Raw genomic sequence first — 21,580 nt, forward strand, 5'->3', positions numbered from 1 at the left:
TCAGTCGGTGCCCGGAGGTGGTGGGATGCTGCGGGAGAGCGGGCTGCCCTTCGGGTTGAGGTAGAGGACGAAAAGGGTGACCGGGGCGGGGCCGAGGTTGCGGGCGACGTGGGGGTATCGCGGGCCGCTCGGTTCGCGGAACACTCGGCCGCGGTGGTAGGTGACGGGGGCGCCGTCGGGGCCGGGGTGGTCGAGTGTTCCGCGTGCGACCAAGACGAAGAGGGTGCCGTCGTGAAAGTGCCACCCGCTGGTGCCGCCGGGATCGATAACCGTCTGGCGCAGCAGGATGTCGCGCCCTGCGATGGTGAAGCGCGCGAGTACTCGGCTCGCGGTCCCCGACGCGGGCGCGGCATTGGCCACGAGAGCGGGCAGACGTGGGATTCGCACCCACCCATCGAACCATCCGCTCGGGAGGCGTTCCGAACCCTTTGGTTCGATGCCGATGCGCTGCCCGCCTCCACTGGCGTAGTGCGGATGGCGGGAGTTCGCAGCGCTGCCGACTCGTGTGGCGCTGTCCGAGTTGCGGGCTTCCCGGATTGGCGGGAGGTCGCAGCGCCGCCGACTTGCGTGGCCTGTCCTCGTTGTTGGCTCCCGGGCTGTCACGAGTATCGGGTGGATGGTTCAGCGCAAACCCGCGACGGCCGCCAGCACCGCTCGTCCCGCCGCTCGATCGCCGACGGCGATGCGTGCGCTCCCGTCCGGGTAGAACTTCGCCGCGATACCCGCCCGACGCAGGGCCGTCGCGACCCCCGGTCCGGGGAGGTAGAGGAAGTTGGCGTGGCTGCGGGGGATGGGGTGGCCGCAGGCGAGTAGGGCATTGCGCAAACCCTCGCGTTCGGCGGTGATCAGCCGGATTCGGGTCTGGAGTTCGGGTTCGGCGGCGTAGGAGGCGGACACGGCGGCGACGGCGGAGGTGGAGATGCCGAAGGGGAGTTGCAGGCGTCGCACTCGTTCGACGAGTTCGCTCCGACCGAACGCGTATCCGATGCGTAACCCCGCGAGTCCGTATGCCTTCGAGAAAGTCCGCAGCACAAGGAGATTCGAATATCTCCGGAGCAGCGCGAGGGTGTCGAGCCGTTCGGCGGGCCCGAGGAACTCGGCGTACGCCTCGTCGAGTACGACGGTCACCCGGTTCGGCACGGCGCCGAGGAAGGATTTCAGCTCGCCGGCGGACACGACGGTTCCGGTGGGATTGTGTGGACGGCACACCACGACCAACGCCGTCCGCTTGTCGATCGCCCGCCCCATCGCGGGAAGATCCTGATCGCCCGAGGCGTCCAACGGCACCGGAACCAGATTCACCCCGACCATCCCCGCGATGATCGGATATCCATCGAAGGTCGGTGTGCCGGTAACGATCTCCGCGCCGCCGCCGGTGACGGCCTGGATGATCTGCATGGCGACTCCGGTCGCCCCTGACCCGACGACCACCTGGTCGCCCCGCACGCCGACGTGTCGCGCGATGATCTCGGGTAACTGCCGAGGCAGGAACTCGGGATACCGATTCGCCTGCGCAAGCGCCTGATTCACCGCACGAAGTACGGAAGGTAATGGTGGAAACGGATTCTCGCTCAGCGACAGATCGAACCGAATCGGCCGCGAAGCCCGCCGACGGTGGTGTCGCGAGGACCGGGTGTCCTCGGCGGACCCGATGTTCATCCCGCCGCGCCCCAGCGCACCGCGGCGGCGGCGGCGAAATCGCCCGCGTGCGCGAACGCGGACATCAGTACCACCGATCCGTTGCGCAGCCGACCGGCCTGATTCTCCACGTCCAAGGTGACCGGAATGCCCGCGGCGAACAGGTTTCCGCACCGGTCGAAGGTGTCGGGATGTCGTTCCGCTGGCAGCTCGAGCGCGTCGTGCCAGTTGCGCAGGAACAGCCGGTTCGGCTGGTTGGTGACGAACGTGTCGATGTCGCGCCCCTTCACGCCGATCCGATCGCACACCGCGAGCGCCACTTCCGGCACCAGCCGGTTGCCGCGCGCGAACACCTTGGTGACCTTGGATTCGGTGAAGCTCACACAGGCCTGGCCGGAACCGGGTTCCCAGTACTTGCGCTCGCCGTTGGTCGTGAAATCCATGTCCCCGGCGAATTCCGGGTAGGTGCGGCATTCGATGTCGAGGATCGGCGCGCTGTCGTCCTTCACCAGCAGTCCGACGCCGCAACCGTCGCCGGGCACCGGCGCCTGCGCGAGTTTGCGAATCTCGGTCTGGGTGAACACCGGTCCCGCGCAGTTCTGCGCCACCGCGATGAGCGCGGTGCGAGCGTCGGTGGTCTGCAAGATCATTCGGGCCAACGCCATCATGTGCACGAAGGCCGCGCAGCCGCCGTTGTGGATGTCGTAGACGACGCGCGGCCGCATACCGAGCCGCTTGGCGACCTCGGGCCCGCTGCCGAGCACCGGATTGTCCGGCAGCTGCGTGTGCGTGATCAGCACGTGGACACTCGAAAGTAACTGTGCCCCTCGACGTTCCCGCATCGGCGCGACCGCGCGCTCGATCATGTCGACGGCCGTCTCGTCTCGCGCCACGTGGTGACGACCACGCGGGGCGCGGAACATCACGTTCTTCGCCATCCGGTCCGAGCGCGCGAACTGGGTGAAGTACTCGGTGTCGACGGGCGCGCCGGGCAGGTAGGACGACACGTCGACCAGGCTGACGGTGGGCAGCGGCGAGGCGTCCGGATCGGTCACGTACATGCGCGTCCTCACTTCATCCAGTCGGGCTTGATCGGCAAGCCGTGCGCGGCACGGTATTCGCAGATCGCCCTGAGGTTGTCCAGCTCGAGCTGGTGACCGGCGGAGAACATCTCCCAGAAGTCGCCGACCCACACCGGACGCCCGGCGGGCGCGGTCTCCGGATAGGGGTTCTCGTCGTAGAACGGGTGACGGCAATTCGTCCACAGCACAACCGAACCCGGCTTGTTCAGCACCACTTGCGCGTCGACGACCCGCATCAGGTAGACCATCCACAGGTGCCGCCCCTGGTCCCACGCGCAGTGGTAGTCGACGGTCATCGCGTCCGGATTGGCCACCGTCCGGGTGTAGATCTTCGTTGCGTCGCCGAGCCGGTCGTGGGCCAGCCACAGGCCAGGTTCCTCGGTTTCGGTGAATCCGCGCAGGCTGTAGGTCCATTCCTCCAGCGACCTGGTATCGGCCAGGTACTCGTACACCTCGCGGGGCGGCGCGGCGACATAGCCCTGAACCGGGCAGAAGTCACCGAAGATCTGGTCGTGCGGATACACCGACCGCAGCATGTCCATGATGATCGGGGTGGTCGCGTCCTTGTCGGAGTTCTCGATCCGCAGCACGCCGGGTACGACGTCTTCCGGGATGTCGCTGAGCGCGGGCAGGGCGCTGGTCGTCACGGGGTCCTCCTGGAGCTCTCGAGGGTGGTGAGAAACGGTGTGAACGGGGGGATCTCGTCGGGATCGCAGTCGACAGCGAGGAACGACGGACCCGGTGTGTCCAGGCAGCGTCCGAGCGCGTCGGCGAGCTCGGTGGGTGTGCGCACGGTGTACGCGGGCAGGTCGGGAAACATGGCGGCGATACCGTCGCCGAGGAACGCGGGCCGGAACCTGTTGAAGCTGTACCGATCTCGGTAGTAGAGCTGTTCGCGCGTGACGCACATGGCGTGCGCGTTGTTGTTCAGCACGACGAAGGTGATCGGCAGCCGGTGTTCGACGGCGGTGTGCACCTCCATGCCGTGCATGTAGAACGCACCGTCGCCCGCGATCACCACGGTGCGACCTGGCCCGCGCCGGGCGAACGCGGCGCCGATGCCCGCGCCGAAGGCGTAGCCCATTCCGCCCATGCCGAGGGCGACGACGAACCGTCCGCCGCGCGGCACTCGCAGGTGGTGCACCACCGCGGCGCCTGTGTTGCCCGCGTCGGCGAAGACGTCGGTGCCGTCGGGGAGCGCCGCGCCGATGGTCTCGACGAGTTCTCGGTAACGCAGTCCCGGCCCGTCGGCGGCGGGTACCTGGAGCGGTGTCAGGGCCGCTGCGAGCGCCGCGCGTGTTTCGATTGCGGTGCTCGCGAATTCGTCGGCGAGCTCGCCGAGCGTGATCGACAGATCGGTGCTCGTCGCGTGGATCGTCGGCGGGTACGGCGGGGCGATGCCGATGCTGGCGACGGAGAGTTCGGCGAGCAGGTCGTCGAGCCCGGCGCGCGCGGTGACGGGCAGGCGGGTGCCGATCACCAGGCAGAGCGCGGCCGATCGGAGGTCCGCGGTGAGTTCGGGATGCCCCATGCTGCCCGCGACGCCGCAGAAGCCGGGGTCGAAGTTGTCGTAGACGTCCGTGGCGTCCGGCGCGACGCCGACAGCGGCGTCCAGAGCCGTTGCGAGACGCGCCAATTCGTCTCGCGCGTCGTCGCGGGCGACCTGATCGCCCGCGATGATCACGATCTTTCCCGTGCTGCGCGCCGCGGAAAGCGCGGCGCGCACCGCGGTGAGCCCGCTCGCATCGCGACGGTGCGAGCGTGGCGGCAACCGGAACGGCGGGACCGTGTCGACCCCGGCCTGCTGCACATCCTTGGGCAGCAGCAGGACCGCGGGCCCACCGCGCCGGGCGGCGGCGACTGCCCTGACCACGCTGTCGGGCAGTTGGGCCGCCGTTTCCACACGGGCGCAGTACCGGCTGACGGAGCCGAACAGGCGGACCGCATCGATCGAGCCCGCGCGCCCGCTGGAGTCCTGGAACGCCCCTCGCCCCTCCAGCGCCGTCGGCGGCTGGCCGACGAGCGCCAGCACGGGCACCCGGGACGTATACGATTCGGCAAGTCCGGCAACGAGATTTATCGCCCCGCCGCCGGATGTCGCGGCGACGACACCGAGGCCTGCGGTGACCCTGGCGTAGCCGTCGGCCATGGTGGCCGCGGAGAATTCGTGCTTGGCCACCACACCGGTGACCTCGGAATCGAACAGTGCGTCGTAGAGGTCTTCGATATTGGCGCCGTCGACGCCGAAGATATGCCGCACACCGAGTGTCGAAACCGCCCGAACCAGATAATCCACGACCCTGTCAGGCATGGACGCTCCTTTCCCGGATACCGCCGACAGCGCGTGCGCCCGGCCCGATCGCATACCTCGTACACGAGGAATACGAGATGCCCCGCCCGGCGGTTCAACCTCGAATGGTCGAGTCGCTTGCGTGTACGTATACATCTACGTATAGTGAGTTCATGCCCAACAAGACCATCTATGTAGCCGACGACGATCTACCGCTGTTCCAGCGTGCTCAGGAGCTGGTGGGCGGCAATCTGTCCGGCGCGGTGACCACGGCGTTGCGCCGTTTCATCGAGCTGGAGGAGGGGCGTCAGGAAGGGTACGAGGAAGTGGTCCTTCGGGTCGGCCACAACGGCGTCCGGCAGGTGCGTTTCGCCGGGGCTCTGCTCGGCGAATGGCGGGACCTCAACGACGAGCGCACCGAGCACGTGCGGGTCTTCCGGTCTCGCAAGGGCAAGTTCGTGCTGCACGCGCAGTACTCGAACTGGTCCGAATTCCCCTCCGACACCAACATTTTCAAGGACTGGAGGCACTGGCGGCGGCTCACTGGCTTCGGTGATCAGGACTGGGGTGATTTCACCATGGAGGTCGCCGACTCGCTCGAAGAGTTGAAGGACAAGATGCCCCCCAAGCTCTACGAGCGTGTGACCTACGTTGCCGACCGTCCGCGGATCGAGGACCTCGACATCTAGTCGCACGAAAAGCGCTCAGCGACAACCGAACAGAGCGTTCCAAAAGCAACACCGCACCGCTATTGGGCGGCGGTGCGGGTGAAACATGCATTTATTCGCATCAAGTAATTAGTTACGGACGGAAGGACCACCATGATCAACGGTCATCGTGCGCCGGCGATCTCGGCGTTCGGCCTGTGCAAATCGTACGGTGAGCACGTGGTGCTCGACGGCATCGATCTCACCGTGCCGGAAGGGACCATCTTCTCGCTGCTCGGGCCGAACGGCGCGGGCAAGACCACGACCGTGCAGATCCTCACCACGCTGATCGGCGCCGACTCCGGTGAAATCCGGGTCGGCGGTCACGATCTCGCCGCCGAGCGCGACGACGTGCGGTCGGTGATCGGCGTGACCGGACAGTTCTCTGCGGTGGACGAACTACTGACCGGCCGGGAGAACCTGCTGCTCATGGCGGATCTGCACCATCTGCCGCGGCGGGACGGCAAGCGCCTCGCCGACGACCTGCTGGCTCGCTTCGACCTGGTGGAGGCCGCCGACAAGACGGCCGCGACCTACTCCGGCGGCATGGTGCGGCGACTCGACCTGGCGATGACGCTGGTCGGCGACCCGCGCGTCATCTTCCTCGACGAACCGACCACCGGTCTCGACCCGCGCAGCAGGCGCTCGATGTGGGAGATCATTCGCGCGCTGGTCGACGACTACAGCGTGACCGTCTTCCTCACCACCCAGTACCTGGAGGAGGCCGATCAGCTCGCCGACCGGATCGCCGTGCTGGACGGCGGCCGCATCGTCGCCGAGGGCACCGCCGCCGAACTGAAGAAGCTGGTGCCCGGCGGACACATCCGTCTCGAATTCGTCACCGCCGCTGAGCTTTCCGCTGCGGCGGACGTGCTCGGCGAGACCGCGCGCGTGCTGGACGGCCTCGGCGACGAGGAGCTGACCCTCGCCGTGCCGAGCGACGGCGGCGTGAAATCGCTGCGCTCCGTACTGGATCTGCTCGACGACGCGCGCATCGAGGTCGAAGGCCTCTCCGTGCACACCCCCAACCTGGACGACGTCTTCCTCGCCCTCACCGGGCACCCGACCGCCGAGAAGGAGATCGTGCGATGAGCACAACCTCGTTCGCGCTCACCGATTCGGTGACCATGCTGCGCCGAAACCTGCTGCACGCCAAGCGCTATCCCAGCATGACCTTCAGCGTTGTTGTCATGCCGGTGATCCTCATGCTGGTGTTCAACTTCGTGTTCGGCGGCGCGCTGGAGAAGTCCTCGGGCGGCAACTACATCGATTACCTGACCCCGGGCATGATGCTGATGCTCCCGGCGTATCTGACGGTCGCGGTGTCTGTCTCCGTCGCATCCGACAAAACCAAGGGCATCGTGAATCGCCTTCGCACCATGGCGATCTTCCAGCCCTCGATGCTGGCGGGGCATGTCATCGGCGCGCTGATCCAGGCGCTCATCGGCGTCGTGATCATGGTCGCGGTAGCGCTGCTCATCGGTTTCCGGCCCAACGCCAACCCGGTGGAATGGGTGGCCGTGTTCGGCCTGTTCGCGCTGGTGATGTTCGCGTTCTCCTGGCTCGGGGTGGCGCTCGGCCTGATCGCGCCCAATCCGGAGAGCGCGAGCAACCTGCCGTTCCCACTGGTGATGATGCCGTTCCTGGGCAGCGGTCTGGTCGCCACCGACACCATGCCGGTCGGCATGCGCCAGTTCGCCGAGTACCAGCCGTTCACCCCGCTGACCGAGACGCTGCGCGGCCTGCTGATGGGCACCGAGATCGGCAACAACGGCATCATCGCGCTCGCCTGGTGCGTCGGCCTCGGCCTGGTCGGCTACCTCTGGTCGACGTCGCTGTTCCGCAAACAGTCCGCCTGAACCGACCGCGCGGCAAAGTCGCCGACTCGAACAGACCGTCTCCACGCCTCGCGGAGTTGCCACCTCCGCGAGGCGTGGTGCGCGTCTGCGAGGAAATTCATTCGTGCGCTAGCGAACGCGATTGTTATGGTGACGGCGTGAATTCCCCGGAGGCCTCCGAACGGTAGCCGCCCGGCCTGTGGGCTGGGCGGCGTTGTGAGTGTTGTTCCGCTGGGCGACCGGCGGATTCGGTTATCTCGCGACGCCGGATGACGTTGGTTTCCTGCCGACGGGTGTCGCCCGATTCGGCAACCATCTCGGGCGCCGTGGCTGTGGCGCCCTGTATCCGGGGAGTTGTCTCTTCATGCCGATTGTGATTTTCGTGCTGGCCGTCGCGGTTTTCGCGCAGGGCACGTCCGAGTTCATGGTTTCGGGGTTGCTGGAGCAGATCGCCGCCGACGTCGGCGTCTCGCTCGGTTCCGCAGGCTTGCTGACCTCGCTGTACGCCGCGGGGATGGTGCTCGGGGCGCCGACAATGGCGATGGTGATCGGACGGTTGCCCGTCCGGTACTCGGTCACCGCGTTCGTGGGTCTGTTCTGTGTCGTCCATGTCGTCGGTGCGGTCACGACGGATTTCGCGGTGCTGCTGGTGACGCGGGTTCTCGCGGCGGTCGCCAATGCGGGATTCCTGGCCGTGGTGCTGGCCGCGCTGCCGCGGTGGGTCGGTCCGGCGATGATCGGGCGCGCGACCTCGGTGGTGGTGTCGGGGGTGACGGTGGCCTGCATCGCAGGTGTGCCCGCGGGCACGCTGCTCGGCCAGGCGTGGGGGTGGCGTTCGGCGTTCTGGGCCGTCGCCATCGTCGGCGCGGCGACGATCGCGCCGGTCTGGGCGATGATCCCGCGCGACGTACGGGACGGCGACCGGTCCGAGGTGCGAGGGCAGTTCATGCGCCGCGAGTGGACGGTGATGGGCAGCCGAACGGTCGGCGCGGCCGTTCTGACCGGAATCCTGGTCAACGCCGCCACTTTCGCCGGATTCACCTATTTGGGCACGATCACCGCCGATGTCACCGAGACCGGTGGGCGGTGGATTCCGGTCGTGCTGGCCTTGTTCGGCATCGGCTCGTTCGCCGGGGTGACGCTCACCGGCCGCTACAGCGACCGGCACCGCACGCGGATCGTCACCACCGGCACGGTCGTTCTCGTGGGAGTCTGGCTGCTCGCCGCCCTGACCGCACACACGCTGACCGGCATCGTGATCATGTCGGTCGTGGCGGGCGCGGTCGCGTTCGGTGTCGGGTCGACCTTGATCGCGACGATCGTGCAGACGGCCGCACCGCGCGCGCCACGCATAGCGGGCGCGCTGGCGACGACGGCCTTCAACATGGGCGCGGTACTCGGGCCGGTCACGGCCGGTCTGATCGTCGACCGCACCGAGCAGCCGACCGGGGCCCTGTGGTGCAGCACGGCTTTCGTCATCGCCGCGGCGGCCGTTGTCTCGGTCGGCCGGAACCGCGAAAGCGCAACCTCGGTCGACGCGCTCACACCGTCCCGGTGAGAATCACCTTGTTGGTCGCGGACGACTTGATCTCCACCCGCTGCACCTGTTCGGGCGCCATGTCGATGGTGCGGTCCACGGTCAGCACGGTGCCGGGCCCCGCGGGCCACTCGTCGAGCTCGAGTTGCTTGCCGTCGGTGCCGGTCACGAGCAGCGTGTACTTGTAGGTGTAGCGCAGGTCGCTCGGTCCGTAGGTGCAGCTCATCACGATGCGGGCGCGGTCGCCGTCGGCCATCAGCTTGAAATCGGCCGAGATCGGGGTCGGCTCCAGCGGGGACATCGACCGCTCGGCGATCACCTGCTCGGCCACCGGCGGCTCCGTCACGGTCGAGGTGTCGAGCACCGGGATGGCGATCGCGACGGCCGCGGCGGCGGCAGCGACCGCTCCGCCGAACGCCGCCCACCGGCCGCGTCGCCTGCGCCGCTGTTCCGCGGCGGCCAGTTTCGGCAGCAGGTCGGGCACCGAAGGTGGCGCCTCGGGTGCGGCACCGTCGCCGATCATGCCGAGCGCGGTGTCGGTCGGCACCAGCGCGAGCATGCCGGGCAGTCCGGCGAGCTCGGCGACGGAGGCGCGGCAGTCGGCGCAGCGCGCCAGATGCTCCTCGTATTCGCGGCGCTCGCTGCCGGTGAGGGAGCCGAGCACGTAGGGCGCGTCCCACGTCGTGTAGTCGTCGGCGATGTCCATCATCGGTTCGTCACCCCCATTTCGTGCAACGCAAGCCGCAGCGCCCGCATACCGTAATGCATGCGCGATTTCACCGTGCCGGGGGGAATCTCCAGTTCGGCCGCGATCTGGTGGGTCGAAAGGCCGCGATAGTAGGCCCGCACGATCACCTCGCGGTGATCGGTACTCAGCCGAGCAAGCGCGTCGGCGACCAGCCAGCCGTCCAGCGTCCGATCGGCCTGATCGGGTGCGGGTTGTTCGGGCGGGTTGTCGGTGCGGAACTCCCGGCGATTGCGTGCGCTGCGGTGCTCGTCGACGACCAGGTTGCGGGCGACCGTGAACAGCCACGCGCGCGCCGACATCGTCTGCTGATCGAGCACGTTCGGGCGCTGCCACGCCCGTAGCAGCGTTTCCTGCACGATGTCCTCGGCGCGTCCTGCGTCGTGCACCAGGCCGAGGGTGTAGCGCCAGAGCGCGGGCGCGTGCTCCTGATACAGCACGCGCATCAGCTCGGCCTGGTCGTCCGGCCCGCCCGCGGCGCCGCGCTGCGCGGCGGACGCGTCGGTGGGCCGGGGCTGATCCGGCGTGCCCGGTGGGATACCCATGCGCTCACCGGGTCAGTTCGTGCGTTTCACGGTGCGGACTCCTTCTCGTTCGAGGAGTACACGTGCTCAGTTGCGTTCCAGTTCAATCGGGTGCGTGGCCAGCAGCGAGAGCGGGAGCGGCTGGCGGCGCAGAACGTGCGCCCAGAGATCGGAGCGGCCGGTGCTGATCGGGTCGGAGGAGAGCGCCGAAAGGACGATCCAGTCCTCGTTCTCCAGTTCGCCCTCGAGCTGTCCGAAGGTCCAGCCGGAATAGCCCGCGAAGATGCGCAGGCCCTCGACGAGCGGTCCGATGCGATCGGGGTCGGCGTCGAGATCGACGAGCACCACGCGGCCGTCGATGCGGCGCAGACCGGGTACCCCGGCGGTGGTGGCGCCCGCCTTCAGGGTGCCGAGGCACAGGGCGGCGTCGCGTTTCACCGGTCCGCCGCTGAACAGCGTGCGCGGTGTGGTCGCCAGGTCCGCCCAGCGCGGCAGCACGTCGTGCACCGCGGTGTCGGTGGGGCGGTTGAGCACGACCCCGAGACTTCCGGAGTCGTTGTGCTCGATGATGTATACGACGGTTCTTCGGAAGGTCGGCTCGACCAGGTCCGTCGCAGCCAGCAGTAGGGTGCCCGCGCGCACCGCCTGCTCGCCGCGCCGGAAATCGCGCCGGCGACGGTCACCGTGCCCGCCGTGAGTTTTCCGATCATCCGGGTCGTCTCCGCGTGCCACCCGGACATCATCGCAGTTTGTGCGCCCGAGTGCTCGTTTCCAGGCCCCTGGATTTCGGCCGAAGTTCACTCGGCGACGTTCGGCGATGCGACTGTCTGAGTCGGTTTGCCCGCGTGCGCTATCTCTCTCCCGCCCGATGTGTCGCATACCCGGCGACGTCGTAGAGTCGGCGGTATGGAACCGCCCGAGGTCGTCCTCGAGAACTGTGACAGCGTCTACGACTACTACCGCGATCACCGGCAGAACCGGCTGAAAGCGATGGCCGCGTACGCCCTTCTGGGACGCCGTTACCATCCGAGGATCAGCTACGCCGAGCGCGCGAAGGACGCGGTGCGGGCGCTGACCAAGAGCGGAAAGCCGATCATCTTCGCGATCAACCACCTGTCGCAGAACGATCCGTACACCGTGGCGGCGGCGGCCTGGCGTAGTCCGCTGCGCTCGGTCATCGGCAAGGTGCGGGTGCTGGCCAAGGACGAGCTGTTCATCGATCCCGACCAGCGGCGCAAGGTGGACATGATGGGCGGCATCCCGGTGTTCCGCGGCAAGGACCACGGCATCAGGGCGGTGAACGCCGCGGGTCAGCGGATGATGGACATCTGCGCCGAACGGCTGGCGCGCGGCGACCACATCGCCGTCTTCCCCGAGGGCACGTGCAACGACGTCGACCCCACCCAGGTGCAGGCCGTCGGCAGCGGCATCGGGCACATCGCGTTCCGCGCCATGAAGCTCGGCGTGCATCCGACGCTGGTCAGCCTCGGCCTCAGCTACGGTCCCCGCCCCGATCCGAAGATCGAGCCGACCAGGGAAGAGGCCAAGTCGGCCAGCTTCTACTTCCAGCCGCCGATCACCGATCTGCCGAACAAGCCCGCCGACATCGCGCGGCTGGTGCGCGCGGATCTGCAACTGGCGCTCGATGGGGCGGTCGCGAATTACTGACGTGCCCGTGTGAGCGCGAGGCCGGGGCCTGCATCGCGCATCGGTGCGGGGGTTAGCTGCCTGCGTGTTCGTTGGACCGGAGTCGCTTCGCCTACTGCGGCAAGCCCAAGCGCTGTCTGGCCCAGTGCGGTACCGCAGCGATGTACTCGGGATGCGTCTGCACGAAGTGCTGCACCCGCGGGCACATCGGCAGTACGCCGAAGCCCTCGCGGCGGGTGCCCGCCAGCGCGGTGCCGACCAGTTGCGTGGCGTAGCCCTGGCGTTCGTAGCTGGGGTAGATCTCGGTGTGCACGAACGCGCGCTCGGACGCGGTGTCCTGATACTCGGCGTACCCGGCGATCGCACCGTCGACGTAGATCTCGAATCGTTCCATGGCGGTGTTGTTGCGGACCTCGGTCGACATGGTTCGACGCTACTCCGGTGCGCCCCATAGCGAGACATCGCAGCGGATCCCGGTGTGAAATAGCCTGTTCGACTTGTCTACCCGGTCGCGGCCTGAGCAGAATGCTCTTGGTCGCGTCGCGCGCTCCCCGAGAGCCGTGGCCCGGCGGAGGTGCGAAAACATGATGAGGACGCGTATTTCACGGGTGGCCACGGCCCTCGCCGCGGCGGGCATGCTCGGCGGTTCGGTGCTGACGGGTCTCGCCGACGCCGCTCCCACACCGGCTTTCGGCTCCTGCCCGGACGGCTCGGTGCCCGAAGGCGCCGGTGTGCAGTGCGCGGTGATCAGTGTGCCGATGAACCACGCCGAACCCGACGGCGCGCGTATCGATCTCACCGTCAGCCGGATCGCCGCCACCGGTGAACGACACGGCGTCGTCTTCACCAACCCCGGCGGTCCCGGCGCGGACAGTCTCGCCTACTGGGCGCAGCGGATCGAGGTGATGCCCGCCGAGCTGAACGCCCACTACGACCGCATCGCGGTGCAGCCGCGCGGCCTGCGCTGGGCTACTCCGCTGCGCTGCGTGTCGAAAACGGAAAACGCAGAGGGCCAACAGGTTTCGATCGGCGGCGGCAGCCGCGACGAAATCAAGAAGGCCTGCGACGCGGCACAGCCCGGCTATCTGGACACGATCACCACCGAGAACACCGCCCGCGACATGGAGGCGGTGCGCGCCGCGCTCGGCATCGAGCGGATCAGCTACCTCGGCACCTCGTACGGGACCTATCTCGGCGCCGTCTACGCCTCGCTGTTCCCGGACCGCGTGGAGCGGATGGTGCTTGACTCGAATGTGCACCCCGACTGGGTGTGGACCGAGGAGTTCGCCCAGCAGCAAGCCGCGGGCAAGCAGCGCCTCGACGACCTGTTCGCCTGGATCGCCGAGCACAACGGCGAATACCGGCTCGGTGACACGGCTTTGCGCGTCTACCAGAACTGGGTGCGGCTGGTCTCCGCGCAGGGCGGCGGCTGGTACGCCAACCTGACACCGCCGCCCGCGAGTGTGGCCGATCTGCCCGGCGAACTGCCCGAACCGCTGGCCGAGCTCGCCCGCGACGGTTACAACGGCACGATGGAGCAGGGCGGCAAACTGCAAAACCTGGTGCGCACCTTGATATCCGGCGGCGGCTCCGCCCAGGTTCCGCTGGTCGGTGCGACCGCGGTGGCTACCTACACCCGCTCCTTCTGGCCGACCTTCGCGCGGGCGATGTCCGACGCCAACGGCGATCCGGCGAACGTGCAGCGGCTGCTCGCCATCGAGGGCGCCACCGCCACCGACCCGACCGGCCGCTTCGTCTTCTCCGCCATCACCTGCAACGAGAACGCGGTGCCCGGCCGCCCGGAACTGATCGGCGCCGCCATCGGCACCATCGCCTCCGGCGGCAACGCCATGGACGCCCGCGCCGACCTGGTCCGCGCCGGCCTCAGCTGCGGATCGTGGCGCCCGATCGCCGACCCCGTCCCGCTCACCGGCATCGGCCTGCGCACCAAACCCCTTGTGCTGCAAAGCCGCCACGACGCACTCACGCCGTACGAAGGCGGACCGGCGATGGCGCGAGCGCTCCAGGGTTCGCTGGTCACGGTCGAGGGCGGCGACCACGGCACCTTCGGCCGCGGAAACCCCGCGGTCGACGACGCGGTGCTCACCTACTTGCGCACCGGCCAGGTCACCGTCACCCACGCCGACCAAGCCCCGTTGCCGACCCGATGACGCGCCGAGCAGCGCCCCTTCGCAACCCCTCCACACGCTTCGGAGAGGTTGTGAGCCTTGTGAAGCGTGTGGACCCTCTGTGAGGACCGGGGTCGATCGCCGATCTCAGAGTTCGTGTTCTGCGATGCGTGCGCCGATTCGTTCGAGCAGCTGGGCGGCGTCCGCTATGGAACGCGCCGGGTCGGGTTGGAGGTCGCTCAGCGGGTAGCAGGTGGTGAAGCCCGCGGCCCGGAGGGCTTCCGGGGACAGTTCGACGCGACCGGCTACCGCGACGACCGGCACTCCAGCGGCGCGCGCCGCGCGGCAGACGCCGATGGGCGCCTTGCCGTGCAGGCTTTGGGCGTCGAGGGAGCCTTCGCCCGTCACGACTAGGGACGCGTCGCGGAGCAGGGCCGGGAAGTCGAGGAGTTCGAGTAGTACCTCGATACCGCTGCGCACCTCGGCGCCGAGTACGGCGAGGGCGCCGAAGCCGGTGCCGCCCGCCGCGCCCGCCCCCGGAAGTTCGGCGAACTCAGGGCCGACGAGGTTCGCCCAATTGGTCAGCGCCGCTTCGAGAATCGTCTGCTGATCCGCGTCGGCGCCCTTTTGCGGGCCATATACCGCGACCGCGCCCTTCGGGCCGAGGAGCGGATTGTCCACGTCGCAGGCGAGTGTGAATCGAGCCGCGGCGGCTTTCGGGTGCAGGGCGGCGCGATCGACATGCGCGGCGCGCACCAAACTGCCTCCGCCCGAGGGTAATTCGTGTCCGTCGCCATCGAGCACCCGGACGCCGAGAGTGCGCAGCAGACCCGCGCCGCCGTCGGTGGATGCGCTGCCGCCCAAGCCGAGCACGATGTGCGTCGCACCGCGGTCGAGCGCGTCCGCGATGACGACGCCGAGCCCCTCCGTCCCCGCGCCGAGCGGATCGAATCGCCCGCCGGGAAGTTTCACCAGTCCGACGACCTCGGCCAGCTCCACGACCGCCGTATCCCCTCGCCTCGCGTAGGCGGCGGCCGCGGGCACTCCCGTCGGCCCCGGCGCGATCGTCTCGACCCGTTCCCACCCCGCGGCGACGAACGCGTCAACGGTTCCGTCACCACCGTCGGCGACCGGAACCCGTCGTATCTCCGCATCCGGCCGCACCGAGGCGATCCCAGCGGCCAACGCGGCCGCTACCTCGGACGCGGTCAGCGAACCCTTGAACTTGTCAGGCGCGAGCAGCACGTGGCCGTTTCGTCCGCTGCCGGTACCGATATCGGTTCGCACTGGTAAGCCGGGCTGATTCACCCCTCACCCGACCGACGCCAGGTTCCCCAGCAGTTCCACCCGGTGCTTGTCGCCCCACTCCTCGAGTGGCCGCAGCGCCACCGCGAGCTCGTGGCCGATCGGGGTCAGCGAGTACTCGACGCGCGGGGGAATCTCCGGGAACACCTCGCGATGCACGACACCGCTGGCCTCCATCTGCCGCAGATTCTCGGCGAGGACCTTCTCGCTCACACCCTGGAGCAGCCGCCTGATCTCGCCGAAGCGCTGCGGTCCCGCGCCGAGCACCCACATCAGGTGCAGCTTCCACTTCCCGCCGACGACGTCGATGGCGACCGACATGCCGCACGCATCGTGATCTACGCCACTGTTGCCGTTCATCGCCGACCTCCTGACCATATTTCGGACCTCGAGGTAAGTATCCCCACCTCGACGTACGGTCTTGTCGACTCTACCTGCACAGACGACCATCGGTACCGGCGCCGCGAACCAGCAGAACCAGAACCGAAGGGGCACACAATGTCCGAGCAGTCCACCCGTTCCGTATCCGTCGTCGGTCTCGGCCCGATGGGCCAGTCGATGGTGCGGGCGTTCCTCGACGCGGGCGTCGAGGTGACCGTCTGGAACCGCAGCACCGCCAAGGTCGACGCGATGGTCGAACTCGGCGCCAAGCGGGCCGCGACGGTCGCCGAGGCGCTCGACGCCAACGAGGTGACTGTGCTCAGCCTGACCCACTACACCGCCATGTACGACGTGCTCGGCCAGGCCGAGGACCGGCTGGCGGGCAAGGTGATCGCCAACTTGTCGTCCGATTCGCCGGAGAAGGCCCGCGCGGGCGCGGCGTGGGTGCGTGAGCGCGGCGCGCAGTTCATCTCCGGCGGCGTGATGTCGGCCGGCGACAACATCACCCACCCGGCGTCCTACATCTTCTACAGCGGTCCGCGCGAGGTGTTCGACGCGCACGCCGAGCTGCTGCGCCCGCTGAGCCCGCAGGAGTACCTCGGCGCGGACGACGGTCTGGCGCAGATCTTCTACCAGGCGCTGCTCACCGTCTTCCATCCGTGGCTGCTCGCCTTCGACCAGGCCACCGCCATGATCACGAAGTCCGGCCACGACGTCGCCCAGTTCGTGCCGTTCGCGGTGCGCTCCAGCGAGGCGTACCCGTACTTCATGGAGCAGTTCTCCGTCGCCAATCAGGCGGGCGGCTGGGCCGACCTGGCCAGCCTGAAGATGATGGACGCGGGCGCGCAGCACATCATCGACGCCAGCGAGGAGGTCGGCGTCGACGCCACCTTCTCGCACACCGCCCAGTCCTTCTGGCGCAAGGCGATCGCCGCCAGCGAGGAGCGCGGCAAGGCGGTCTCCACCTACGAACTCATGCTGGGCGACCGCCAGGGCTGAACCACTCGGTGACCGTCCCAAAGCAGTTCACACACACCCTGTATGCGCCTCACATAGGCACCGCCTTTGTGAGGCGTATACGCGGTCTGTGGGAACGCCTGGGTTCAAGCGGTTTCGGATTGGGAGCCGAGGCGGGGGAAGGGGGTGGTGGAGAAGACGACCTCCACCGCTACCTCGAAGTACTGGGCGATTCGAAGCGCGAGGTGGAGGCTTGGGCTGTATTCGCCGCGTTCGAGGTAGCCGATCGTCTGGTAGTGCACGCCGAGCGCCTCCGCCAGCTCGCGCCGGGAGATGCCGCGCTCGGCGCGAAGCATGGCGATCCGGTTGTAGATGACCTCAGTAGGCACGCTGCATGGCCTTCTCGCGGCGGGCGGCGACGCTGGAACTCGATTCCCTGCGCGCCATCCTGCGCAACAGGATCGGCGCGACGAGGAAACCGGCGGCGGCCCAGATGCCAAGCACCGCAATGGTTTCCAAGTGACGCCAGGAACCGCCCAGCTCGACCGCCGCGGCCTCGTCCGGCAGCATCGCCGCGCGCATGCCGAGGCCGAGCCAGTACACCGGGAAGCACTGGGCGAGGCCCTGCACCCAGCCGGGCATCGAGGTGATCGGGTAGAAAATGCCCGACACCGCAACGAGTCCCATGATGGGCATGGAGGCGAATCCGACGCCGCGCGGGCTGACGAACAGCGAACCGATGCACGCGCCGATGGGCAGCGTCGCCAACATGCCGAGCAGCACGACGCCGATCAGCGAAAGCCACGCGCCGACGGTGTTCAGCTCGGTGCCGCCCACCAGGAACAACCCCGGAATCAGCACGATCACGAACGGCACGAGCACCCAGCCCGACACCGTGACCACCTTGCCGACCAGGTAGCCCACCATGCCGTTCGGAGTCGCCTTGGCGCGCAACAGCGTTCCGTCCTCGCGCTCCATGCTGAGCAGCTGGCCGATGCCGAAGATCCCGTTGAAGGCGACCAGCATGCCCAGGATGCTCGGCAGCGCGAGGGAGCCGAGCTCGAAGCCGCTGGCCTCGAACTTCGCGTCGCGCATGAAGAACAGCACGACGACCATGATGACCGGCCAGAACAGCATGCCGAACAGATCTTGGCCGTTGGTCACCGATTGCCGGAGCTCGATCCCGCCGCGGGACAAGCCCGCTCGGACCGCGTTCGTCGTCGGGTTCATCGCTTCACCTCCTCCAGGGCGTGGACCTCGTTCGACATCTCGCCGGATTCGAACTGTCGCACCAGTGTCATATACGTGTCCTCGAGCGACGCGCGCCGCACCTCCAGCTCGCCGATGTCCTCGCCGTACTGTTTGAACAGCTCGTAGACGAACTTGGTCGACTCGGTGGTGGTGTGCACGAAGCGCTGGTCGTCACGGGTCCAGCGCACCTCGGCCTCGCCTGCGATGCGGCGGGAGAGCTCGTCGGCCGAGCCGTCCGCGATGATCCGCCCGCCCGCCAGGATCAGGATGCGGTCGGCCAGCTTCTCGGCCTCGTCCAAGTCGTGGGTGGTGAGCAGGATGGTGGTCTGCTGGTCGTCGGCCAAACGGTGTACCAAATCGTGGAATTCGCGACGGGCCTGCGGATCGAAGCCTGCGGTCGGCTCGTCGAGGAAAAGCAGTTCCGGGCGGCCGACGATGCCGATGGCCACGTCGAGCCTGCGGCGCTGACCGCCGGACAGCGACATGATCTTCGCGCCCGCCTGTTCGGTCAGGCCGACGGCCGCGATGAGCTCGTCGGTGTCCCACGGTCGGCGGATTCGTTCGGTTCCGTACGGCGCGTAGTACCCGCCGAGATGGGAAAGCAGTTCGCGCACACGCCATTTGCCGTGATCGCGCCAGGATTGCAGGACGACGCCGACGCGTGCCCGCCAGGCCTCGTCGCCGTGCGCGGGATCGGCGCCGAGCACCTGCACCCGGCCCGCCGAACGGATACGGAAGCCTTCGAGGATTTCGATCGTGGTGGTCTTGCCCGCGCCGTTGGGGCCGAGTAGCGCGAGGACTTCGCCGTGGCGCGCCTGAAACCCGACATCGTGCAGGACGTCCTTCGCGCCGTAGCGCATTCGCAGACCCTCGACGTCGATTACTACGCCATCGCCCACAGTCATGGCATTCCCTCCCGTTGTGTGGACCGGATGGCTCGTAGCATACCTACTACATTTCGCCCGAACAATGCTCAATCCGCTCGACAGCCCGCGACGGGCAGATGCTCCTCGATACCGCCTTCGCCGCGCGCTCCTCGGCGGTCATTCCGAAAGCGATTGGTGCACAATTGCCGTCGCTCACGACAGGTTCGAGCCGCGTGATCGGCCCGCCATCCGTTCCGTTTTCGGGCTCGCCCGAGGCGGGCGAGGTCCCAGCCGATCGGGTCTCGAGTCGGAGGCCGCGCGGCGTGGGGCGTTGCCTTATGGGCGTTGGTTATTCAGGGTTGGCTATGCCTGACACCTGCCCCACCTGCTCGTGGTCCTCGCCGATGCTCGTGTCCTCGCATCGTTCCGTTCGCTATTTGCGCTGCGTGTGCGGCAAATGGCTGGTTTCGCACGGCGGGGGTGTGGAGTTGGTGTCCGGGCGCGGCGGAGTCGCGGAAGGTCCGGCGGCCGAGCACCTAGAGCTGATTCCGCTTCCCGAAGGGTGAGGGTCGTCGGGCGGCCGTGCGCGGTGGCGCGGCCCGAGGCGCGTGGTGGGAGTCGTCGGTGAAAGCGGTGGCGGAGTCGAGTGGCCGAGAGAAGTCCCTGGTGGGGGCGCGGTAGGCAGAAATGAGAGCAGTGCTCTTGACTTCGTGGCCGACGGCGTGGATCATTGTTCTCAACAGAGAGCACCGCTCACAACAGGAGTCACCATGAACGCCAGCACCCGCTACATCGCCCCCACCGGCCTCGATCCCCTCATGAACCGCGTCTTCAACTGGCTGCCCAAGCTGGGGATCAGCGTCGCCGGGTCGCGACTGCTTGCCGTCCGGGGCCGCAAGAGCGGGGAGTGGCGGACCACGATGGTGAACCTGCTGGTCGACGAGACCGGCACCCGCTACCTGGTCGCCCCGCGCGGGCACACGCAGTGGGTGCGGAATCTGCGGGTCGCGGGCGAGGGCGAGTTGCGACTCGGGCGCAAGACCGAGGCGTTCTCGGCCACCGAGGTCGCCGACGCGGACAAGGTTCCGGTGCTTCGGGTGTACCTGGAGAAGTGGGGCTGGGAAGTCAACCGCTTCTTCGAGGGCGTCACGAAGGACGCCACCGACGCCGAACTCGCCGCCATCGCACCGGGTTTCCCGGTCTTCCGGCTCGCCTGAATCCGCACTCGCCAGAATGGTCGGCGCGGAAACCGACTGAATGCCACCGCCATCCCGCCAGACCGACTGGACGTCACCTTCATTCACCCGACCTGCTTGCACCGGTGAACCGACCGAGGGTGACCTTTGGTGCGGTGGGCCGATCAATGGTGACCTTCGGTTGGTCGTCCAGCCTTTGTGGGCGGGGCGCTATCTCAGCGAGTCGCCAGGAATTCGATCGCCGCGGCGTATCCCTGAATTCCCATTCCCGCGATCACCGCCGTCGCGATGGGCGAGATGAAGGAATGGTGCCGAAACTCCTCCCGCGCGTGCACATTGCTGATGTGCACCTCCACGATCGGCACCTCAGGAATGACAAGCGCGTCGCGCAACGCCACCGAGGTGTGGGTCAACCCGCCGGGATTGATCACGATCCCCGACTCGGCTCCCCGCGCCTGGTGAATCCGATCGATCAGCGCCCCTTCGTGATTGGACTGGAACGCGACGATCTTTCTGTCGAACCTGGCCGCCGTCCGCTCGCACAGTTCGACCACGTCGTCGAGCGTGGCCGAACCGTACACCTCCGGCTGGCGGGTGCCGAGCATGTTCAGGTTCGGCCCGTTGAGTACCAGGATCGGTGCGGTGTCGGCCATGCCGTCACCCTAATTCACAGACCCTTCGGACCTTCCGATCGCAGGTCGTCCACTTTGCGCATGGCGGTGCGCAGCTCCTCGAGCCACGCCTCGGCGTGCTTGCCCGCCAGCTTCACCGTCCAGGCCAGCGCGTCCGAGCGGGAACGGGCGACGCCGGAGTCGACAAGGGTGTCGAGGACCTTGCGTTCCGGCTGGCGCAGCCGCGTCATGACCGGAACGGCGAGCTGGGTGAACATGATTCGCTCGCCCTCCACCGAGACGCCCCACGCCACATTGCGGGCGTAGCGGTGCTGGGCCTCGCCCGCGATCTGCATCCGCGCGGGGCGGGTGGATTCGCGGAAGCGAGCGATGGCGCCCTCTTTCGTCGCGGTCGGGATCTTCTCGGTGGGCGCTTCGGTGTCCTCGCCGTCGGCGCGTTCGGGCTTGGGCAGCGGCAGCTCACCGATGACCACGATCTCGTCGCGGTCGACTTCGATGACCGGTTTGCCGACGAACCAGTCGCTTGGCAATCGCCCGGCGAACCAGTCGGGCACGTCGGCGGGGTCGGGGAGATCGGCCTGCTGCCAACCGCCTGGGCGTCCGAAACCTCGTCCGCGATGTTCGTTTCTCATGGCGAGTCACCTGGCTTACTCTGGTGCAGTGCTTTCAATGATTACAAGATTACGCCGCAAGACGGCACGGCGGTTCCGCTCTGCGTGAACAGGGTCGAGAGGGGGTACTCCGGGGAGATCGCACTGTGTCGGGCGGCCCGACTCGAGACGGATTCACCGACGTAGGTGGTTCTTGCCCGCGTTCGCGTTCCGGCCGGTACGGTAGCGGCGCCGGTTATCGCCT

The 21,580-nt window shown here is 67.9% G+C and carries 24 protein-coding genes; 8 read left to right on the plus strand and 16 right to left on the minus strand.

Features of this window, described 5'->3' with window-relative positions; translation table 11 throughout:
• The 5 genes from CRP45_RS20900 to CRP45_RS20920 form a co-directional block, all read right to left on the minus strand.
• Entirely contained in the window at positions 1 to 387 is a 387-nt protein-coding gene (locus tag CRP45_RS20900) for a cupin domain-containing protein (RefSeq protein ID WP_097246454.1), read from the minus strand.
• A 234-nt stretch (positions 388 to 621) separates the two neighbouring features.
• Positions 622 to 1,659: an aminotransferase class I/II-fold pyridoxal phosphate-dependent enzyme gene (locus CRP45_RS20905; protein ID WP_097246455.1), complete on the minus strand. Its 1,038-nt coding sequence runs from the start codon at positions 1,657 to 1,659 to the stop codon at positions 622 to 624.
• Positions 1,656 to 2,699, minus strand: a complete 1,044-nt coding sequence (locus tag CRP45_RS20910) for a 3-oxoacyl-[acyl-carrier-protein] synthase III C-terminal domain-containing protein (protein ID WP_097246456.1) — start codon at positions 2,697 to 2,699, stop codon at positions 1,656 to 1,658. The genes CRP45_RS20905 and CRP45_RS20910 overlap by 4 nt, the downstream gene beginning before the upstream one ends.
• An 8-nt stretch (positions 2,700 to 2,707) precedes the next feature.
• On the minus strand, positions 2,708 to 3,367 hold the full coding sequence (locus tag CRP45_RS20915; protein WP_097246457.1) for an SRPBCC family protein: 660 nt from the start codon (positions 3,365 to 3,367) through the stop codon (positions 2,708 to 2,710).
• Positions 3,364 to 5,031, minus strand: a complete 1,668-nt coding sequence (locus CRP45_RS20920) for a thiamine pyrophosphate-binding protein (RefSeq protein WP_097246458.1) — start codon at positions 5,029 to 5,031, stop codon at positions 3,364 to 3,366. Before CRP45_RS20920 ends, CRP45_RS20915 begins: the two co-directional genes overlap by 4 nt.
• A gap of 152 nt (positions 5,032 to 5,183) precedes the next feature.
• Here CRP45_RS20920 and CRP45_RS20925 point away from each other — a divergent pair, with 152 nt between their 5' ends.
• The 4 genes from CRP45_RS20925 (at position 5,184) to CRP45_RS20940 (ending at position 9,113) form a co-directional block, all read left to right on the plus strand.
• A complete protein-coding gene (locus CRP45_RS20925; RefSeq protein ID WP_097246459.1) occupies positions 5,184 to 5,699 on the plus strand; it encodes an EXLDI protein in 516 nt (171 codons plus the stop codon).
• Positions 5,700 to 5,831: 132 nt separating this feature from the next.
• Entirely contained in the window at positions 5,832 to 6,809 is a 978-nt protein-coding gene (locus tag CRP45_RS20930) for an ATP-binding cassette domain-containing protein (protein ID WP_097246460.1), read from the plus strand.
• Positions 6,806 to 7,576 carry an ABC transporter permease gene (locus CRP45_RS20935; RefSeq protein WP_067786896.1) on the plus strand — a complete coding sequence of 257 codons (771 nt, stop codon included), beginning with the start codon at positions 6,806 to 6,808 and terminating at the stop codon, positions 7,574 to 7,576. Before CRP45_RS20930 ends, CRP45_RS20935 begins: the two co-directional genes overlap by 4 nt.
• 343 nt (positions 7,577 to 7,919) lie before the next feature.
• A complete protein-coding gene (locus CRP45_RS20940; protein ID WP_143861492.1) occupies positions 7,920 to 9,113 on the plus strand; it encodes a Cmx/CmrA family chloramphenicol efflux MFS transporter in 1,194 nt (397 codons plus the stop codon).
• On the opposite strand, the gene CRP45_RS20945 is transcribed toward CRP45_RS20940, so the two are convergent.
• From CRP45_RS20945 to CRP45_RS20955, 3 genes are all read right to left on the minus strand, one after another.
• The gene (locus tag CRP45_RS20945; protein WP_097246462.1) at positions 9,097 to 9,801 is read right to left on the minus strand and encodes an anti-sigma factor family protein; all 705 of its coding nucleotides are present in this window, start codon (positions 9,799 to 9,801) and stop codon (positions 9,097 to 9,099) included. The two genes, CRP45_RS20940 and CRP45_RS20945, sit on opposite strands and share 17 nt — an antisense overlap.
• A complete protein-coding gene (locus CRP45_RS20950) occupies positions 9,798 to 10,382 on the minus strand; it encodes a sigma-70 family RNA polymerase sigma factor (protein WP_084483049.1) in 585 nt (194 codons plus the stop codon). The genes CRP45_RS20945 and CRP45_RS20950 overlap by 4 nt, the downstream gene beginning before the upstream one ends.
• A 66-nt stretch (positions 10,383 to 10,448) precedes the next feature.
• On the minus strand, positions 10,449 to 11,093 hold the full coding sequence (locus CRP45_RS20955) for a YqgE/AlgH family protein (RefSeq protein WP_097246463.1): 645 nt from the start codon (positions 11,091 to 11,093) through the stop codon (positions 10,449 to 10,451).
• 174 nt (positions 11,094 to 11,267) lie between these two features.
• Between CRP45_RS20955 and CRP45_RS20960 the strand changes: the two genes are divergently transcribed.
• A complete protein-coding gene (locus tag CRP45_RS20960) occupies positions 11,268 to 12,029 on the plus strand; it encodes a lysophospholipid acyltransferase family protein (protein ID WP_097246464.1) in 762 nt (253 codons plus the stop codon).
• A gap of 91 nt (positions 12,030 to 12,120) precedes the next feature.
• Here CRP45_RS20960 and CRP45_RS20965 read toward each other — a convergent pair whose 3' ends face one another.
• Positions 12,121 to 12,432 carry a GNAT family N-acetyltransferase gene (locus CRP45_RS20965; protein WP_067786903.1) on the minus strand — a complete coding sequence of 104 codons (312 nt, stop codon included), beginning with the start codon at positions 12,430 to 12,432 and terminating at the stop codon, positions 12,121 to 12,123.
• A gap of 160 nt (positions 12,433 to 12,592) precedes the next feature.
• Here CRP45_RS20965 and CRP45_RS20970 point away from each other — a divergent pair, with 160 nt between their 5' ends.
• The gene (locus CRP45_RS20970; protein WP_097246465.1) at positions 12,593 to 14,179 is read left to right on the plus strand and encodes an alpha/beta hydrolase; all 1,587 of its coding nucleotides are present in this window, start codon (positions 12,593 to 12,595) and stop codon (positions 14,177 to 14,179) included.
• 105 nt (positions 14,180 to 14,284) lie between these two features.
• On the opposite strand, the gene CRP45_RS20975 is transcribed toward CRP45_RS20970, so the two are convergent.
• Positions 14,285 to 15,382: a glycerate kinase gene (locus tag CRP45_RS20975; protein WP_097246711.1), complete on the minus strand. Its 1,098-nt coding sequence runs from the start codon at positions 15,380 to 15,382 to the stop codon at positions 14,285 to 14,287.
• Positions 15,383 to 15,448: 66 nt separating this feature from the next.
• On the minus strand, positions 15,449 to 15,802 hold the full coding sequence (locus tag CRP45_RS20980; protein ID WP_067786908.1) for a winged helix-turn-helix transcriptional regulator: 354 nt from the start codon (positions 15,800 to 15,802) through the stop codon (positions 15,449 to 15,451).
• 138 nt (positions 15,803 to 15,940) lie between these two features.
• On the opposite strand from CRP45_RS20980, the gene CRP45_RS20985 reads away from it, so the two are divergent.
• Entirely contained in the window at positions 15,941 to 16,822 is an 882-nt protein-coding gene (locus CRP45_RS20985; RefSeq protein ID WP_097246466.1) for an NAD(P)-dependent oxidoreductase, read from the plus strand.
• A gap of 104 nt (positions 16,823 to 16,926) precedes the next feature.
• Here the strand turns inward: CRP45_RS20985 and CRP45_RS20990 are convergent, their stop codons facing one another.
• From CRP45_RS20990 to CRP45_RS21000, 3 genes are read right to left on the minus strand one after another with little or no spacing between them, the layout of a single operon-like run.
• Complete coding sequence (locus CRP45_RS20990) at positions 16,927 to 17,169, minus strand: helix-turn-helix transcriptional regulator (RefSeq protein WP_218841176.1); 243 nt, start codon at positions 17,167 to 17,169, stop codon at positions 16,927 to 16,929.
• Positions 17,159 to 18,010: an ABC transporter permease gene (locus CRP45_RS20995; protein ID WP_097246467.1), complete on the minus strand. Its 852-nt coding sequence runs from the start codon at positions 18,008 to 18,010 to the stop codon at positions 17,159 to 17,161. The genes CRP45_RS20990 and CRP45_RS20995 overlap by 11 nt, the downstream gene beginning before the upstream one ends.
• Positions 18,007 to 18,936: an ABC transporter ATP-binding protein gene (locus CRP45_RS21000; protein ID WP_067786915.1), complete on the minus strand. Its 930-nt coding sequence runs from the start codon at positions 18,934 to 18,936 to the stop codon at positions 18,007 to 18,009. The genes CRP45_RS20995 and CRP45_RS21000 overlap by 4 nt, the downstream gene beginning before the upstream one ends.
• A gap of 731 nt (positions 18,937 to 19,667) precedes the next feature.
• On the opposite strand from CRP45_RS21000, the gene CRP45_RS21005 reads away from it, so the two are divergent.
• Positions 19,668 to 20,114: a nitroreductase/quinone reductase family protein gene (locus tag CRP45_RS21005; protein ID WP_067786917.1), complete on the plus strand. Its 447-nt coding sequence runs from the start codon at positions 19,668 to 19,670 to the stop codon at positions 20,112 to 20,114.
• A gap of 194 nt (positions 20,115 to 20,308) precedes the next feature.
• On the opposite strand, the gene aroQ is transcribed toward CRP45_RS21005, so the two are convergent.
• Positions 20,309 to 20,746: a type II 3-dehydroquinate dehydratase gene (aroQ, locus tag CRP45_RS21010; RefSeq protein ID WP_097246468.1), complete on the minus strand. Its 438-nt coding sequence runs from the start codon at positions 20,744 to 20,746 to the stop codon at positions 20,309 to 20,311.
• Between the two features lie 14 nt (positions 20,747 to 20,760).
• Positions 20,761 to 21,357, minus strand: a complete 597-nt coding sequence (locus tag CRP45_RS21015; RefSeq protein WP_097246469.1) for a hypothetical protein — start codon at positions 21,355 to 21,357, stop codon at positions 20,761 to 20,763.
• Positions 21,358 to 21,580: the final 223 nt, after the last annotated feature.

The sequence above is a fragment of the Nocardia amikacinitolerans genome (genome assembly GCF_900215415.1).
Taxonomy (GTDB): Bacteria; Actinomycetota; Actinomycetes; order Mycobacteriales; family Mycobacteriaceae; genus Nocardia; species Nocardia amikacinitolerans.

Excerpts from the sequence above, each read along its gene's own strand:
- CRP45_RS20935 (WP_067786896.1), top strand. The coding sequence starts at position 6,806 with ATGAGCACAACCTCGTTCGCGCTCACCGATTCGGTGACCATGCTGCGC.
- CRP45_RS20925 (WP_097246459.1), top strand. The coding sequence starts at position 5,184 with ATGCCCAACAAGACCATCTATGTAGCCGACGACGATCTACCGCTGTTC.
- CRP45_RS20970 (WP_097246465.1), top strand. The coding sequence starts at position 12,593 with ATGATGAGGACGCGTATTTCACGGGTGGCCACGGCCCTCGCCGCGGCG.
- CRP45_RS20945 (WP_097246462.1), bottom strand. The coding sequence starts at position 9,801 with ATGATGGACATCGCCGACGACTACACGACGTGGGACGCGCCCTACGTG.
- CRP45_RS21005 (WP_067786917.1), top strand. The coding sequence starts at position 19,668 with ATGAACGCCAGCACCCGCTACATCGCCCCCACCGGCCTCGATCCCCTC.
- CRP45_RS20960 (WP_097246464.1), top strand. The coding sequence starts at position 11,268 with ATGGAACCGCCCGAGGTCGTCCTCGAGAACTGTGACAGCGTCTACGAC.
- CRP45_RS20920 (WP_097246458.1), bottom strand. The coding sequence starts at position 5,031 with ATGCCTGACAGGGTCGTGGATTATCTGGTTCGGGCGGTTTCGACACTC.
- CRP45_RS20995 (WP_097246467.1), bottom strand. The coding sequence starts at position 18,010 with ATGAACCCGACGACGAACGCGGTCCGAGCGGGCTTGTCCCGCGGCGGG.
- CRP45_RS20980 (WP_067786908.1), bottom strand. The coding sequence starts at position 15,802 with ATGAACGGCAACAGTGGCGTAGATCACGATGCGTGCGGCATGTCGGTC.
- CRP45_RS20905 (WP_097246455.1), bottom strand. The coding sequence starts at position 1,659 with ATGAACATCGGGTCCGCCGAGGACACCCGGTCCTCGCGACACCACCGT.
- CRP45_RS20930 (WP_097246460.1), top strand. The coding sequence starts at position 5,832 with ATGATCAACGGTCATCGTGCGCCGGCGATCTCGGCGTTCGGCCTGTGC.
- CRP45_RS20910 (WP_097246456.1), bottom strand. The coding sequence starts at position 2,699 with ATGTACGTGACCGATCCGGACGCCTCGCCGCTGCCCACCGTCAGCCTG.
- CRP45_RS20950 (WP_084483049.1), bottom strand. The coding sequence starts at position 10,382 with ATGGGTATCCCACCGGGCACGCCGGATCAGCCCCGGCCCACCGACGCG.
- aroQ (WP_097246468.1), bottom strand. The coding sequence starts at position 20,746 with ATGGCCGACACCGCACCGATCCTGGTACTCAACGGGCCGAACCTGAAC.
- CRP45_RS21015 (WP_097246469.1), bottom strand. The coding sequence starts at position 21,357 with ATGAGAAACGAACATCGCGGACGAGGTTTCGGACGCCCAGGCGGTTGG.
- CRP45_RS20985 (WP_097246466.1), top strand. The coding sequence starts at position 15,941 with ATGTCCGAGCAGTCCACCCGTTCCGTATCCGTCGTCGGTCTCGGCCCG.
- CRP45_RS20940 (WP_143861492.1), top strand. The coding sequence starts at position 7,920 with ATGCCGATTGTGATTTTCGTGCTGGCCGTCGCGGTTTTCGCGCAGGGC.
- CRP45_RS20965 (WP_067786903.1), bottom strand. The coding sequence starts at position 12,432 with ATGTCGACCGAGGTCCGCAACAACACCGCCATGGAACGATTCGAGATC.
- CRP45_RS21000 (WP_067786915.1), bottom strand. The coding sequence starts at position 18,936 with ATGACTGTGGGCGATGGCGTAGTAATCGACGTCGAGGGTCTGCGAATG.